Origin of the sequence: Xanthomonas sp. DAR 80977 (assembly GCF_041240605.1) — a bacterium.
Classification (GTDB): domain Bacteria; phylum Pseudomonadota; class Gammaproteobacteria; order Xanthomonadales; family Xanthomonadaceae; genus Xanthomonas_A; species Xanthomonas_A bundabergensis.
The window spans coordinates 1,880,949-1,895,750 of sequence record NZ_CP162487.1; the positions used below are offsets into that span (position 1 = coordinate 1,880,949).

12 protein-coding genes are annotated in these 14,802 nt (G+C 69.9%); 3 read left to right on the forward strand and 9 right to left on the reverse strand.

Annotation, left to right across the window (positions count from 1 at the left end):
• Positions 1-46: 46 nt before the first annotated feature.
• Positions 47-868: an alpha/beta fold hydrolase gene (locus tag AB3X10_RS07935; protein ID WP_369980537.1), complete on the reverse strand. Its 822-nt coding sequence runs from the start codon at positions 866-868 to the stop codon at positions 47-49.
• A 371-nt stretch (positions 869-1,239) separates the two neighbouring features.
• Between AB3X10_RS07935 and AB3X10_RS07940 the strand changes: the two genes are divergently transcribed.
• Entirely contained in the window at positions 1,240-2,301 is a 1,062-nt protein-coding gene (locus AB3X10_RS07940; RefSeq protein ID WP_369980539.1) for an XdhC family protein, read from the forward strand.
• Entirely contained in the window at positions 2,298-2,903 is a 606-nt protein-coding gene (locus tag AB3X10_RS07945; RefSeq protein WP_369980540.1) for a nucleotidyltransferase family protein, read from the forward strand. Before AB3X10_RS07940 ends, AB3X10_RS07945 begins: the two co-directional genes overlap by 4 nt.
• Before the next feature lie 169 nt (positions 2,904-3,072).
• Here the strand turns inward: AB3X10_RS07945 and AB3X10_RS07950 are convergent, their stop codons facing one another.
• From AB3X10_RS07950 to AB3X10_RS07980, 7 genes are all read right to left on the reverse strand, one after another.
• Positions 3,073-5,268, reverse strand: coding sequence for a xanthine dehydrogenase family protein molybdopterin-binding subunit (locus AB3X10_RS07950; RefSeq protein WP_369980542.1), 2,196 nt, complete (start codon positions 5,266-5,268; stop codon positions 3,073-3,075).
• 22 nt (positions 5,269-5,290) lie between these two features.
• Positions 5,291-6,292 (reverse strand): FAD binding domain-containing protein, encoded by a 1,002-nt coding sequence (locus tag AB3X10_RS07955; RefSeq protein WP_369980544.1) that lies wholly within the window; start codon positions 6,290-6,292, stop codon positions 5,291-5,293.
• Positions 6,279-7,112, reverse strand: a complete 834-nt coding sequence (locus AB3X10_RS07960; protein WP_369980545.1) for a 2Fe-2S iron-sulfur cluster-binding protein — start codon at positions 7,110-7,112, stop codon at positions 6,279-6,281. The genes AB3X10_RS07955 and AB3X10_RS07960 overlap by 14 nt, the downstream gene beginning before the upstream one ends.
• Before the next feature lie 327 nt (positions 7,113-7,439).
• Positions 7,440-9,824, reverse strand: a complete 2,385-nt coding sequence (locus tag AB3X10_RS07965; protein ID WP_369980547.1) for a TonB-dependent receptor — start codon at positions 9,822-9,824, stop codon at positions 7,440-7,442.
• 424 nt (positions 9,825-10,248) lie between these two features.
• Positions 10,249-10,587 carry a VOC family protein gene (locus tag AB3X10_RS07970; RefSeq protein ID WP_369980549.1) on the reverse strand — a complete coding sequence of 113 codons (339 nt, stop codon included), beginning with the start codon at positions 10,585-10,587 and terminating at the stop codon, positions 10,249-10,251.
• 61 nt (positions 10,588-10,648) lie between these two features.
• A complete protein-coding gene (locus tag AB3X10_RS07975; RefSeq protein WP_369980551.1) occupies positions 10,649-11,446 on the reverse strand; it encodes an SDR family NAD(P)-dependent oxidoreductase in 798 nt (265 codons plus the stop codon).
• On the reverse strand, positions 11,406-11,816 hold the full coding sequence (locus tag AB3X10_RS07980; protein WP_369980553.1) for a DoxX family protein: 411 nt from the start codon (positions 11,814-11,816) through the stop codon (positions 11,406-11,408). Before AB3X10_RS07980 ends, AB3X10_RS07975 begins: the two co-directional genes overlap by 41 nt.
• Before the next feature lie 165 nt (positions 11,817-11,981).
• Here AB3X10_RS07980 and AB3X10_RS07985 point away from each other — a divergent pair, with 165 nt between their 5' ends.
• Positions 11,982-12,344 (forward strand): winged helix-turn-helix transcriptional regulator, encoded by a 363-nt coding sequence (locus tag AB3X10_RS07985; protein WP_369980555.1) that lies wholly within the window; start codon positions 11,982-11,984, stop codon positions 12,342-12,344.
• Between the two features lie 304 nt (positions 12,345-12,648).
• On the opposite strand, the gene AB3X10_RS07990 is transcribed toward AB3X10_RS07985, so the two are convergent.
• Complete coding sequence (locus AB3X10_RS07990) at positions 12,649-14,712, reverse strand: TonB-dependent receptor (RefSeq protein ID WP_369980557.1); 2,064 nt, start codon at positions 14,710-14,712, stop codon at positions 12,649-12,651.
• Positions 14,713-14,802 lie beyond the last annotated feature (90 nt).

Here is a 14,802-nt window from a genome sequence, read left to right on the forward strand (position 1 = left end):
TACGCGGCTGGCCGGCGCACGCGCTGCGCGCACGCCGGCCGGTGGGTCAGGCCTTGAAGAAGGCCAGCAGGTCCTGGTTGATCTCGTCGGGGTGGGTGGTGCACATGCCGTGCGGGTAGCCCTTGTAGACCTTCAGCGTGGCGTGCTTGACCAGCTTGGCCGACAGCAGCGCCGAGTCGGCGATCGGCACGATCTGGTCGTCGTCGCCGTGCAGGATCAGCACCGGCACCTCGATCTGCTTCAGGTCCTCGGTGAAGTCGGTTTCCGAGAACGCCTTGATGCAGTCGTAGTGGGCCTTGGCGCCGCCCATCATGCCCTGCCGCCACCAGTTGTCCTTGATCCCCTGCGAGACCTTGGCGCCGTCGCGGTTGTAGCCGTAGAACGGCACCGGCACGTCCTGGTAGAACTGCGCGCGGTTGGCGGCGAGCTGCGCGCGGAAGCCGTCGAACACCTCGATCGGCAGGCCGCCCGGGTTGTTCGCGGTCTTGAGCATGATCGGCGGCACCGCGCCGATCAGCACCGCCTTGGCCACGCGGCCGGCGCCGTGCCTGGCGACGTAGCGCGCCACTTCGCCGCCGCCGGTGGAATGGCCGACGTGGATCGCCTGCTTCAGGTCCAGGTGCTTGGCCAGCGCGGCCACGTCGGCGGCGTAGGTGTCCATGTCGTTGCCGGTCGCGGTCTGGGTGGAACGGCCATGGCCGCGGCGGTCGTGGGCGATGACGCGGTAGCCCTGGGCGGCGAAGAACAGCATCTGCGCGTCCCAGTCGTCGGCGCTGAGCGGCCAGCCGTGGTGGAACACGACCGGTTGGCCGCTGCCCCAGTCCTTGTAGAAGATCTCGGTTCCGTCTTGCGTGGTGATGTATGGCATGGCTGTGTCCTGAGAGGCGCGCGGGCTGGCCGCAGGCGTGGGGGAAGAGCCGCTTCGGGCCGGCGCGGCGATGCCTGCCAGGGGCAGGGCGGTCAGCGCGGCGGCGCCGAGCAGCAGGCGCCGCCGGACAGGATCGGCGATGCCGGTAAGCGTCGTGTGAGCGTCCATTGCGGTCCCTGCGTCGAAAGCGGCGCCGCAGATGATGCGGGGCGCAGCGCAACGCCGATTGCATAATCCTGCTGGTTTGCCGGCCAGCGGCGACCGCGCGGCGTCGCCGGCGCCGGCGCATGCCGCCTGTGGCGCGGCCAAGTCACCTCGTCACCACAGGCCGCTGCTTAGGCTGGGATTCCCTACCCAGCCCATGGCGCCGCATGTCCGCAGCCAGACACTGTTTCCAGGATGCCGTCGACGCATGCATGCGCGGCGCGCCTGCCGTGCTGGCCGTGGTGATGGCCCGCGAGGGCTCCACCTACGCGCAGGCCGGCGCGGTCGCGCTGTTCGGCGCCGACGGCGCGCAGCAGGGCTGGCTCAGCGGCGGTTGCCTGGAACCGGAGATCGCGCGTTCCGCGGCGGACGTGGCCGCCACCGGCACGCCGGCATGGATGGAGATCGACACGCGCGACGACGAAGACCTGCTGTCCGGTTCGGCGGTGGGCTGCCGCGGCCGCCTGCACCTGGCGCTGCTGCCGTTGCTGGCCTTGCCCGGGATCGAGGCGCTGGCGCAGGCATGGCTGCAGCGGCGCGGCGCGCTGACCCTGGCGCTGCAGGCCGACGGCGGCATCGCCGCCGCGGTCGCCGGGCAGGCGCTGCAGTGGCGCTTGCCGTGGCAGGCCGCGCCGGGCGCGGCGCCGTGCAGCGGCCAGGTGCAGGTGCCGCCGCCGCCGCGGGTCAGCGTGTTCGGCGCCGGCCCGGAAACCGCGCTGCTGCTGCCCTTGTTGCGGCAACTGGGCTGGATGACCACGCTGGTCGAGCAGCGGCCGCGCTGGGCGGCGCAGGCCGCGCTGGCCGACCTGGCGCTGGCGTGCACGCCGACCCGCGCGCTGGCCGACTGCGCCGACAGCGATGCGGCGCTGGTGATGCACCACCATTTCGAACTGGACCGCGAGGCGCTGGATGCGCTGGCGGCGAGCGCGATCCCGTTCCTCGGCCTGCTCGGGCCGGCGCGGCGCCGCGAGGATCTGTTCCGTCTGCTGGGGCCGCAACAACGGGCGCAACTGCTGCCGCGGCTGCATTCGCCGATCGGGCTGCGGCTGGGCGGCAGCGGCGCGGAGGCGATCGCGCTGAGCATCGCCGCGCAGCTGCAGTCCACCCGCGCCGCGCAGCCCCGGCTCAGCGCCGTGCCGCAGGCGCGCGGCAGGCCGCCACGCCCGCGCAGCGACGACGCGGTGTCGCCGGCGCCGATGCCCTTGCATGCCGAGGGTGGTGCGCGATGAGCCAGGCCCACGCCGCGTTGATCCTGGCCGCCGGCGCCAGCCGCCGCCTCGGCCATGCCAAGCAGGCGCTGACCCGCGATGGCGAGCCGCTGCTGCGCCGCGCCGCGCGCCTGGCGCTGGCCACCGCGCCGGCGCGCTGCGTGGTGGTGCTGGGCGCGCAGGCCGAGGCGCTGCGCCCGGCGCTGGACGGATTGCCGGTGGAATGCGTGCGCAATCCGGACTGGGCCACCGGCATGGGCGGCAGCCTGGACTGCCTGCGCGCGGCGGTGCGCGACGATGCGTCGATCAGCCACAGCCTGGTGCTCGGCTGCGACCAACCGGCGCTGGAGGCCGTGCATCTGCAGGACCTGCTGGAGGCGGCGGCGCGTGCCGCGTCCGGCTGCGCGGTCAGCGCCTACGCCGGCGTGCGCGGCATGCCGGCGGTGGTGGCGCAGGCCAGTTGGCGCGAGCTGCCGCTGTCCGGCGATCAAGGCCTGCGCGCGCTGTTCGAGAGCCTGGCGCTGGACAGCCTAGGTTGCATCGTCGCCCCGGCATTGGCGCTGGACGTGGATACGCCGCAGGACGTGCTGGCGGCGGTGGAGCGCGGCTGGCTGGATCCGTAGCGCCACTGTCCTGTGCGCGCCGTCGTGGTCGATCGATATTTGTAGGAGCGGCTTCAGCCGCGACCCGGCGTATCCGGCAACCGGTCGCGGCTGAAGCCGCTCCTGCAGGGCATGTGGGCGCGATGGCATAAGCGGACACCGCGCGGCACGGCGATGACCGCTCTTGCGCTCAGCCGATCAGCTTGTCCGGGGTGATCGGCAGTTCGCGGATGCGCTTGCCGGTGGCATGGAACACGGCGTTGGCGATGGCCGCGGGAATGCCGACCATGCCCAGCTCGCCCATGCCCTTGACCCCGAGCGGGTTGACGATGGTGTCGTCTTCCTCGACGAACATGGTCTCGATCTGGTGCACGTCGGCGTTGACCGGCACGTGGTAGTCGGCCAGCGAGGCGTTGAGCATGCGTCCATAGCGATGGTCGACCTCGGTGCCTTCGCTCAGCGCCATGCCGATGCCCATCACCACGCCGCCGATCTCCTGGCTGTGCGAGGTCAGCGGATTCATGATCTTGCCGCAGGCGGTGGCCTCGATGACCCGGGTCACCTGCACCATGCCGGTGTCCGGATCGACCTTGACCTCGATGAACTGCGCGCCGTGCGCGGCGGTGGCGTAGTTCTTGCGCTCGGCCGAGGGCTTGGACTCGTGCACCACCTCCAGTTCCTGGAAGCCGTGCTGGCGCATCAGCCTGGCCACGTCCAGGCCGGCCTCGGGCTTGCCGGTCGGCTGCAGCCGGCCCTCGGCCAGTTCCACCTTGTCCACGTCCAGCCCGGCGAACGCGGCTTGCCCGTCCTGCCTGGCCAGGTCCAGCAGCTTGCCGCGGATCTCGCGCGCCGCGCCGTGGATCGCGCTGCCGACGCTGGCGGTGGTCCACGAGCCGCCCTGCGACGGCGCCTTGGGCAGGCGCGTGTCGCCGAGTTCGAACTGCACGCGCCTGGCGTCCAGGCCCAGGTACTCGGCGGCGATCAGGGTCATCACCGTGTAGGTGCCGGGGCCGATGTCGGCGGTGGCGCTGCCGACCTGGGCGCTGCCGTCGGCCTTGAGCACCACCCGCGCCAGCGCCGGCATCTGCATCGCCGCCCAGGTGCCGGTGGCCATGCCCCAGCCGACCAGCAGGCGGCCGTCGCGCATCGAGCGCGGTTCGGGATTGCGCTTGCTCCAGCCGAAGGTGTCGGCGGCGAGCCGGTAGCATTCGCGCAGCGCCTTGCTCGAGAACGGCTTGCCGGTCTCCGGATCGGTCTCGGCGTAGTTGGCCAGGCGCAGCTGCAGCGGGTCCATCTTCAGCGCGTAGGCCAGTTCGTCCATCGCGCACTCGATGCCGAACATCTGGCTGATGGTGCCGGGCGCGCGCATCGCCTGCGGCGTCGGCAGGTCGGTTTCGACCACTTCGAAACGGTCCTCGACGTTGGGGCAGGCGTACAGCGAGCGTGCGTTGCGGAAGAAGGTCTCGTTGAACGCCTCGATGCGCGAGGTGTTGAGCACGTGCCGGTAGCGGATCGCCTGCAGCTTGCCGGCGGCATCGGCGCCCAGGCCCAGCTCCACCCGGTAGTAGGGGCGGTAGCCGTGGCCGCTGAACATCTGCCGGCGCGTGTAGACGATCTTGACCGGGCGGCCGACCGCCCTGGACACCGCGCCGAGCAGGAAGGTGTAGTAGTTCGGGCGCAGGCACGAGCCGAACGCGCCGCCGACGAACAGCGACACCACGTTGACCTGTTCGGGCGCGATGCCGAAATAGCCGGCCAGCTGCTCGCGATCCTGGTGCACGTTCTGGCTCTTGTTGATCACGGTCAGCGTGTCGCCGATCCAGTAGCCGATGCCGCCGTGCGGTTCCATCGGGTTGTGGTGCTCGATCGGCATCGTGTACGCGGCCTGCACCTTGACCTTGGCCGCGGCGAACGCCGCGGCCGGGTTGCCGCGCGGCTTCGGCGACTTGTCCGGGGTCGGATCGTGCGCATGGCCGAGCAGCGCTTCGACATCGGTGCTTGGCGTTTCCGCCGCGTACTCCACCTGGATCAGCCGCGACGCATGCCGCGCCTGTTCGAACGTGGTGGCGACCACCACCGCGATCGGCTGCGCGCTGAAATGGATGCGGTCGTCGACCAGCGCGCGGAACGACAGGTCTTCGCCTTTCTTCTTGACCGCGTCGGACACCGGCTTGACCGCGTTCAGGTGGGTCAGCACCTTGATCACGCCCGGCGCGGCCTCGGCGGCGCGGGTGTCGATGCGCACGATGCGGCCCTTGGCGATGGTGCTGGTGAGGATGTAGCCGTGGGTCAGGTGCGGGATCTGGAATTCCGCCGCGTAGCGCGCCTTGCCGGTGACCTTGGCGTAGCCGTCGACGCGGCGCATTTCCTTGCCGATGTAGTTCATTGCGGGTTCTCCGGTTGGTCGCTCACGCGTCGTCGCTGCCGCTGGCGCGGTGCAGGGCGCGGATCATCGCGTGCGTGCCCATCGGCACCTTGTAGGCGTTGTGCGCCAGCGGGCGCGCGGCGGCCATCTCCGCCTGCGCGGCGGCGGCGAAGGCGGCCTCGCCGATGCGTTGCCCGGCCAGCGCGCGTTCGGCGGCGCGGGCGCGCCACGGCTTGTGCGCCACCCCGCCCATGGCGATGCGCGCCTCGCGGATGCGCCCGTCCGGCTCCAGCGCCAGCGCCGCGGCCACCGAGACCAGGGCGAACGCGTAGCTGGCGCGGTCGCGCACCTTCAGGTAGTGGCTGTGCGCGGCGAAGCGCTGCGCCGGCAGCACGATCGCTTCGATCAGTTCGCCGTGCGCCAGCTGGTTGTCCAGGTCGGCGCGCGCATCGGGCAGCAGGTGGAACTCGGCGAACGGGATCGCGCGGCGCGCACCGGCCGGCGTGCGCACCTGCACCGTGGCGTCCAGCGCGGCCAGCGCCACGCACATGTCCGAGGGATGCACCGCCACGCAATGGTCGCTGTGGCCGAAGATCGCATGGGTGCGGTTGAGTCCCTCGCGCGCGCCGCAGCCGCTGCCGGGATCGCGCTTGTTGCAGGGCAGGGCGGTGTCGTAGAAATAGCCGCAGCGCGTGCGCTGCAGCAGGTTGCCGCCGTTGGTCGCCATGTTGCGCAACTGCATCGTCGCCCCGGCCAGGATCGCCTGGCTCAGCAGCGGATAGCGCTGGCGCACCAGCGGATGGTTGGCGGTATGGGTGTTGTTGGCCAGCGCGCCCAGGCGCAGGCCGCCGTCGGCGGTTTCGGCGATCTCGGCCAGGCCCTTGAGCCGGGTCAGGTCGACGATCTCGTCGGCGCCGGTCACGCCTTCCTTCATCAGGTCCAGCAGGTTGGTGCCGCCGCCGAGGAAGCGCGCGTTCGGGTTGGCGGCGACGCGGCGCACCGCGTCCTCCGCGGAGCTGGCGCGCTGGTATTTAAACGGCGTCATCGGCCACCTCCTTCGCCATCTTCAGCGCGGTCAGTTCGGACTGGTCGACGTAGCGCCAGGTCAGCGGGCGCGGCGCGCCGCCGCTGTGCACGTCCTGGATCGCGGCCACGATCTTCGGATAGGCGCCGCAGCGGCAGATGTTGCCGCTCATGCGTTCGCGCACTTCCGCGTCGCTGAGTTCGGTGACCGGCTGGCTGACATCGGCGCTGACATGGCTGGCGTCGCCGCGCTTGATCTCGTTGAGCAGGGCCACCGCCGAGCAGATCTGCCCGGGCGTGCAGTAGCCGCACTGGAAGCCGTCGTGCTGCACGAACGCGGCCTGCATCGGATGCAGCCGTTCGCCGTCGGCCAGGCCTTCGATGGTGGTGATCTGCGCGTCCTCGGCCTGCGCGGCCAGGGTCAGGCAGGCCAGGCGCCGCTCGCCGTCGACGATCACCGTGCAGGCGCCGCACTGGCCGTGGTCGCAGCCTTTCTTGGTACCGGTCAGCGCAAGGTGTTCGCGCAGCGCGTCCAGCAGGGTGGTGCGCGGGTCCAGCTTCAGCGCGTGGCGCTGGCCGTTGACCTGCAGCACCACCGGCAGCGCGTTCTGCGGCGGCGGCGCGGCGGGAGCCGGCGCGGCGAAGGCGGCGTCGCTGAAGACGAGTTGGCCGCCGGCGCCGCTCAGGCCGGCGGCCGACAGCAGGGCGATGAATTCGCGCCGCGACAGGCCGCTGACCCCGAGCCGGCGCGCGAGCGCGGCCTCGTCGTCGCTCAGCCCGGCATCGCGCGGTGCGTCGGCGGCGCCGGGCGCGGCCTGGGAAGGGTGGGGATCGTGCTGCATCGGTCTCTCCTGCCTGGGGGACCGCCGCATCGTTGCGCTGGCGCAAGCGAACAGGGGCGGTACGACCTGGGTCGCGGTACCGCCATCGCGGCACCGGTGCACGGGCACGTGAAGGTGCCCAAGCCCGAGCATCGCAGCGGTGTCGCGAAGGGATTGCGAAGGGTGGGTGGCGGGGCGGTGATGTGGCCGGGGTTGGGGATGTCGCAAGCGCGCAGCATCGGCTCTTCTGTAGGAGCGGCTTCAGCCGCGACAGGCTCTATCCATGGAGCCTGTCGTGGCTGAAGCCGCTCCTACAACAGCATGACGCTTGCAAATGAAGCGCGGGCGCTACCAGCGGTACGCCACCGACACCTGGTACTGGCGGCCGGCGATCGGGCGGCCCATGAACACGCCGCCGGTGGCGGCGCCGGGCACGCGCACGTTGCCCTCGGTCAGGCCCAGCTCGTCGGTCACGTTGCTGCCGCTGGCGGTGACCTCCCAGTGCTCGCCGGCATGCAGGCTGGCGCCGACGTCGAGCATGTCGTAGGACGGCAGGCGCTGGCTGTTGGCCAGGTCGGCGTAGCGTTCGCCGATGTAGGAGTAGGTGGCGAACACGCGCAGGTCGCCGAATGGCAGCATCCAGTAGTAGCTCGGGGTCAGCCGGAACTGGCGCTTGGGCTGGCGCATCACCTGGTTGCCGGTGTATTCGCGGTAGTTGCGGTACTTGGCGTCCAGCCACACCCCGGTGCCGGCCAGCTCGAAGCCGCCGAACGGGCGGATCGCGCCTTCCACCTCCAGGCCGTAGGCGCGCGAATCGCCGACCGTGGTGAAGTTGCTGCCGTTGGCCAGGAACGCCTGGAACGGCGAGTTCTTGAAGGTGTTGTAGAACGCGGTCAGGTACAGGTCGTAGGCGGCCGCGCCGGACTTCAATCCCAGCTCGTACTGGTCGATCTCCTGCACCTTGGTCTGCCCGTCGCGCAGGTTGTCGAAGCCGGGGAACTTGACCCCGGAATTGACCCGCGCGAACAGGCTGTTGTGCGCGTCGAGCTTGAAGTTCAGGCCCGCGGTCCACGACAGCGCATCGTCGTCCTGGTCGATGCGGCGCGCGCTCGGCAGCGAGATCGAGGTGGCGTTGTCGTAGAGCGTGGCCGGATCGCCGTCCAGGTCCACGGTGGCGGTGTCGTGCACGGTGCCGGTGACGCGCTGGCGCTCGTAGCGCACGCCCAGGTCCAGGCGCAGGCGTTCGTCCAGTTCCCATTCGTCGGCGACGAACACCGCGGTGTTCTCGCCGTCGTAGTGCGCGCGCAGGGCGAAGAAGGCGGTGCTGGTGAAGCCGTCGCGGGTCGGCTGGCGGCCGTCGTCCAGGCGCACGTCGATGCGCCGCGCATGGTTCTGCGCGGTCAGCAGCATGCTGTTGCCCAGGTACCAGGTGTCGTTGGAGGAGTACTTGGCGTAGTAGCCGCCCACCGTCAGCGTATTGCCGGCGAACAGCTCGCGGCTCAGGCGCAGGTCGTTGGTGAAGGAGTTCAGGCGCTTGTCCACCGACCACCAGCCGGCTTCCAGCACCTGCTGGTTCGGATCGACCGCGCCGCCGCCATTGGTGTAGGTGGCGCTGCCGGTGCTGCCGTAGCCGGCGATGAAGTCGCCCAGGCGCTGCGGCGCAGCGCCGGTGAACAGGGCGTAGGTCGGTGCGGTGCCGCCCATCACGCTGAAGCGGTCGGCGATGGTCCAGTCGCCGGCCTGCCAGTTCAGCTCGCCGCCGAACACGTCGATGTTGACCCCGCGGCCGTCGGCCAGGTCGCGCTGCACGGTCTCGCCGTTCGGGCCGACCGGCAGGCTGACGTGGCGGAAGTCGTTGCTGAGCAGGGTGCCGCTCTGCGCGTCGAGGCCGGGGAAGCTGGACAGGTCGCCGCCGTTGTTGCGCGACAGCAGCGGGATCGCGGTGTAGAAGGCGTTGTTGTCGTCGGTGTGGCGCGCGTAGAACGACAGGTCGCCGCTGTCCCAGCGCTTGCTCAGGGTGGCGCTGAACTGGCCGCCCTTGTCGGCGGAGAACTGCGGGTCGCGCACGCCGTCGGTCTCGCGGAAGAAGCCGCCGACGCTGTAGTACCAGCCGTTGCCCATCGGCCCGCTGTTGAACAGGTCGATGCGGCGCAGATTGTCGCTGCCGCCGGTCAGGCGCACGCTGCCCGCCGGCTCGTCCTGGCCCTGCTTCTGGATGAAGTTCGCGGTGATGCCGGCCTGGCCGTTGGAGAAGATCGGGCTGGAGCCGCCGCGCAGCACTTCCAGGCGCTCGACGGTGTCGTCGGTGCGGAACAGCGTGGAGTTTTCCAGGAACGACAGCGTCGGCGGCGGGAACAGCGGCGAGCCGTCGAGCTGGAAGGTGACGAACGGCGCATCGCCTTCGGATGGCATGCCGCGCACGAAGATGTTGGCGCCGGTACCGCCGCCGCTGGGCTCGGCCCATACGCCGGGCACGATCTTCAGCAGGTCGGCGCTGCTCTGCGGCACCGCCTGCTGGATCTGTTCCGGCGTGGCGGTGGTGATCGAGAAGCTGGCGTCGCGCTTGCGCAGGCCCTTGAAGCGCGCGGTGCCGCTGACCACCACGGTATCCAGGGTGGTGGCATCGGACTGCGTTGTGGGCGCGTCGGGCGCAGTGGCGGTCTGCGCCAACGCCGTCGGTGCAAGCAGGGTGGCGGCGATGGACAGCGGCAGCAAGCGCAGGGGTAGGGGCATGGCGGGTTTCATGAAGAATCTCTCCTTTCTTCATTCGCAACGGTGCGCCGGTGCGCATGGCGGCCCGCGCGTGCAGCGCAGGTCAACGCAGGATCGGCCGGCACAGCGCGACGCAGGGGGCATCGCGCGGGACTCTTTGTAACGCCGTTGCGCGGCCAGGCCATTGTGCAGCGCGGTAGAGGCGCCGTTTGCGTGACGGGCTGCGCAGGCCGATCGCTGCCGCCGGGTGTCGCGCGCGAGGCGATGCGCAGGCGCTGCCGCGCCGATCGCTCCGTCGTGGCACTGGAGCGTCTCCACTGCGACTGGCCGGTGGACAGGCGCACGCCTTGCCGCCAATACCCGGAGCCCGTCGATACGCAGCGCGGACACGGCAGCGGGCCGTTCGGTCGCATCCTCATTGGCGGGAGAGGAGCGCCGCGCCCGATCACTCCTGGATGAGATCGAAGGTGTTGCCTTCCGGATCGGCCAGGGTCGTGAAGCGGATCTGCGGCAGCTCGTGTTGCCGCACCACGCTCGCACCGAGCGCGGCCAGGCGTTCGGTCTCCTTGTCCAGGTCCGGCGTCCTGAAATCCGGATGCACCCTGTTGCGCCCCGTCGTCGCCTGCTCGGTTTTGAAGAATTGCAGAGGGAGAAGGTGCGGTGGCGTGGCCAGGGTGACCAGCACGCCATGATCGCTGCCGATCGCGACGCCCAGGGCCTGCGACCACCAGGCTGCCAGTGCCTGCGGGTCGGTCGTGTCGATGGTGAGCGCATGCGTTTTCATGGATGTTTTCCTTGTCGTAGGGCAGGGCGATATGGCCGCAGCGGTGCGGCGCCGCAGCGTCTCAGCGAGCGCTGTCGATGATGAGCCCGCCATCAGGGGTCAGGCTCGATCCTGTGATGAACTGCGAATCCGCTGTCGCGAGGAACAGCACGACGGGAGCGATATCCGGCTCCGCTTGCCCGAAGCGGCCCAGCGCATTGGTCGGCGGCGGCACGTCGTGTTCCGGACCCCAGGTCTCGGCCACGGGCAGGACGTTGTTCACGGTGATCCGGTCGCCGCCCCATTCGCGCGCAGCGGTGCGGGTCAGGGCGCGGACTGCCTCCTTGGCCATGTTGTAGGGCGCATAGCCGGCCAGGCCGACCACGCCGGCCGAGGAGCCGAAGTTGATGACGCGGCCCTCGCCGCTGGCCTTCAGGTACGGATAGGCGGCTTGCATGGTCCGTAGATAGGCGATCGGGCCCGTGTCGAAGTTGCGCTGCAACTGCTGCGCCGAGAGTTCGATGACGGAAGAGAACGGCGCCGACGGGTCGAAGGCGTTGTTGACCAGGATGTCGAGCCCGCCGAACGCTTCCACGGTCCTGTCCACCGCCGCCTTGATCTGTTGCGCGTCGCCGATGTCGGCGACGATGCCGATCGCGGTGCCGCCGGCGGTCTCGATCTCGGCCACGACGGCGTCGACATTGGCCGCGGTGCGCGACAGCACGGCCACCTTGGCGCCTTCGGCCGCCAACAGCCTGGCGGTGGCGCGGCCGATCCCGCGCGTGGCGCCGGTGACGAGCGCGATCTTTCCATTCAGTCGTGCCATTTCGTCGCTCCGTTCAGCGGGGGGCTGTGTGGTGGATCGCGGCGGTCGCGGCATATGGCGAGGGCACGTCGCGCGCGGCGTTCTGCATGGTGAAGGACGCGGCCAGCAGGGCCAGGCCGACGGCGGCCGGCAGCGCGCCCTTCGGCTTGCGCACGCCAAGGTGCGCAGATCCGGACAGCAGCAGGTGGAAGAAGATGCCGGCATAGGCCAGGTCGCTCAGCGGCACGCTGAAACGCGACAGGATCGCGAGCGGCGCGAGCAGCTTCACCACGATCATGAACGGCACCAGATAGGCGGCGGGATAATGCAGCTCGGCAAGGATCCGGCGGACCCATGCTGCTTTGCTCGCGTATAGAAACGCGGAGCTCAGATAGAGCAGCGACAATAGCGCCGTGCTGATCCAATAGATAGTGGTTGGGGTCATGGCTGTTTCCGGTCGCCTCGCGCATGGGCAAGGCCTTTTGTCGATTTTCATTCCGCTCGTTCGCTCGTTTGCGCTGCGGCAAAGAGCATGTATAAGAATTTACGCGCTTGATGAATCCGCACAAGTAGGATGAATTATCGACACTCGGTATGGAAAATCAGACCAATGAAAACGAAAGGTGGTTTCACCATGCAGGATGAGATGCGCCGTGCGTTCTCGATGCTCTCGGGCAAATGGAAGCTGGAGATCATGTGGCTGCTCAATCAGCGGGTCTATCGCTTCGGGGAATTGCGCAAGTCGATCCCCGGCATCACCCAGCACATGCTGACCTCGCAGTTGCGCGAGCTGGAACTGGACGGCCTGATCTCGCGCACCGTCTATGCGGAGGTTCCGCCGCGCGTGGAGTACGCGATGACCGACAAGGCGCGAGGCCTTGGCCCCACGATGCAGGCGCTCGCCGCCTGGTGGAATGAGCATGGAAAGACGGTGCCGGCCAAGGCCAACGCGCGGGGCCGAAAACCGAAATGACCACGGCCGCTGCTTTGGCCGGCATCGCGTCTGGCACGGAAGCCCGCACACCGCGGCGTTGCCGGCCGGAGTGGTTCCGGTGCGGCCTGCGCATCTGCGCGACGACAGTGGAACTGGGCATCGGACAATCTGCGAGCGCGCGCTACCGAGCGCCGCGGCGTTGGCCGCGCGCCGCTTTCGTTTTCTGAGCGGACGCGCCGCGCACGGCGCCTTTTGGGGAGCGCCGCACCATCATGGCGGGGACAAAAAAAGAGGCCGCCCTGGGGCGGCCTCGCTTCCGGCGCGGGTGGGAGGGAGAACCGCGTCAGAAGAACAGGCGCACGCCGAACGAGGCGTTGCGGCCGGGAAGCATCACGTCGTCCTTCAGGAACGAGGTGTGCACGCGCGCGTCCTGGTCGGTCAGGTTGTTGCCGTCCAGGAATACTTCCCACGCGGTGGCGCCGGCATCGACGTGGTAGGCCAGGTGCGCATCGACCATGGTGTAGCCGTCGGTCGGGGTCTCGTTGACCGCCACCTTGTCCTGCTTCTGGTAGCGGGTCGCGCCGAGCGATGCGCGCCAGTTGCTCGCATCCCAGCGCAGCTGCGCGCCGTAGCGCGCCGGCGCGATGCGCGGCAGGTTGCCGCCGTCCTTCAGCCGCGCGCGCACCGTGTCGCCGAACACGCGCAGGTCCCAGGCGCCGCTGTCGTTGTCGGCCAGGTGGAAGGTGGCCTCGCCCTCGAAGCCGTGGAAGATCGCGTCGGCCAGGGTCCACTGGCGGATCGGCAGGAAATCGTTGTCCTCCTCGTGGAACCATTGCGCGCCGGTATCGACGATGTAGATGAAGTCGTCGTAGCGGTTGTAGTACGCCGACACCTTGGCATCCACCCAGTCGTTCTTGAAGTTCAACCCCAGCTCGGCCTGGTTGGCCTTCTCGGTCTTGAGGTCGGCATTGCCGATCTCGTAGGCGAGGGTGGCGATGTGCGGGCCGTCGGCGAACAGTTCCTCCTCGGCTGGCGCGCGCTCGGCGTGGTCGAGGTTGGCGGTCAGGCGCCACTGTTCGTTGAAGCGGAAGCCGCCGCTGAGCGAGAGACTCTTCGGGGTGAAGTCGCGGTCCACGCCGGTGTCGGTCTCGTACTTGACCTTGTCCACGCGCGCGCCGAACTCGGCGCTGACCCGCTCCCAGGTGTTGCGCGCCACCGCGAACACGCCCAGCGAGCGGGTGTCGGTCTTCGGCACGAACGCTTCCTCGCCGATCGCCTGGAAGGTGCTGTCGCTGCCCTGCAGGCCGAACGCGGTCTGCCAGCCGCCGCCGACGCTGAAGGAGGCTTCGACGCGGCCTTCGTTGGCGCGCTTGTCGAACACCGTGCCCACTTCCTCGCCCTCGAACTCGGTGTGGGTATAGGCGGTATGGCCGAAGCTGTAGCGCAGCGCGCTGCCGTCGCCCCACGGATCGGTCAGACCGCCCTTGAGCTCGTAACGGTCCTGGTGCAGGCGCAGCGACACGCCGCGCTCGCCGGCCGCCAGGTCGCCGGGTTCGCCCGGGTTGCCGTAGTTGTCGCGGAAGCGCGACGCCGACACGCCGACGAAGCCCCAGTCGCCGGCCAGCGAGGCGCCGACCGAGCCGACCTTGGAATCGAGGAAGGAATTGGCCTGGCGCCCCTGCGGCGTGTCGTAGTCCTTCTGGTTGCGGTACACGCCGTCGGCGTGGATCGACAGGCCGCTGCCATTGCCGGCATCGACCCGGAACATGTCGGTTTTGCCGTCCTTGTCGCCGCCGTCGAAGCGCACTTCGGCGCGGCCGTGCACGCCGTCCACCGGGGTCTCGGCGATGCGCCCGTCGACCACGTTGACCACGCCGCCGATCGCGCCGGAGCCGTACAGCAGCGTGGACGGGCCCTTCAGCACTTCGATCTGGTCGGCCAGGAACGACTCCACCGCCGGCGAATGGTCCTGGCTGACGGTGGACACGTCCTGGGTGGACAGGCCGTCGCTGAGCACCGCCACACGCGGGCCGTCCAGGCCGCGGATGATCGGCCGGCCCACGCCGGGGCCGAAGTTGGAGCTCTGCACGCCGGGCAGGCTGGCCACGGTCTCGCCGATGCTGGCGCCGCGGTTCTCGTCCAGGCGCTCGCCGGCCAGCACTTCCACCGGTTGGCTCAGGTCGCCGGCGGCGTCGCGCAGCGGGCTGGCGGTGACCACCACCGCATCCATGTCCTTCACGTGCCGGTCCTGCTTGCGGCCGTCGCCGTGGCGGCTGTCGCTGGCCGGCGGGGTGCCGTCTTCGGCGGCGGGCGCGTCGGCGGCCAGGGCCAGGACCGGACTGAGCAGGCCGCCCAATGCCAGGGACAGGGCGGTGCGACGGAGTGAACGGGAGCGGGAGGGGGACATAGGCATACCGAATAGGAGGGAAAAGGCGCCGCCAGGCGAGCGTGGGCGCTCGCGTTCGCCGCGCGGAGGCGGCGGCAGGCATGGCATGGG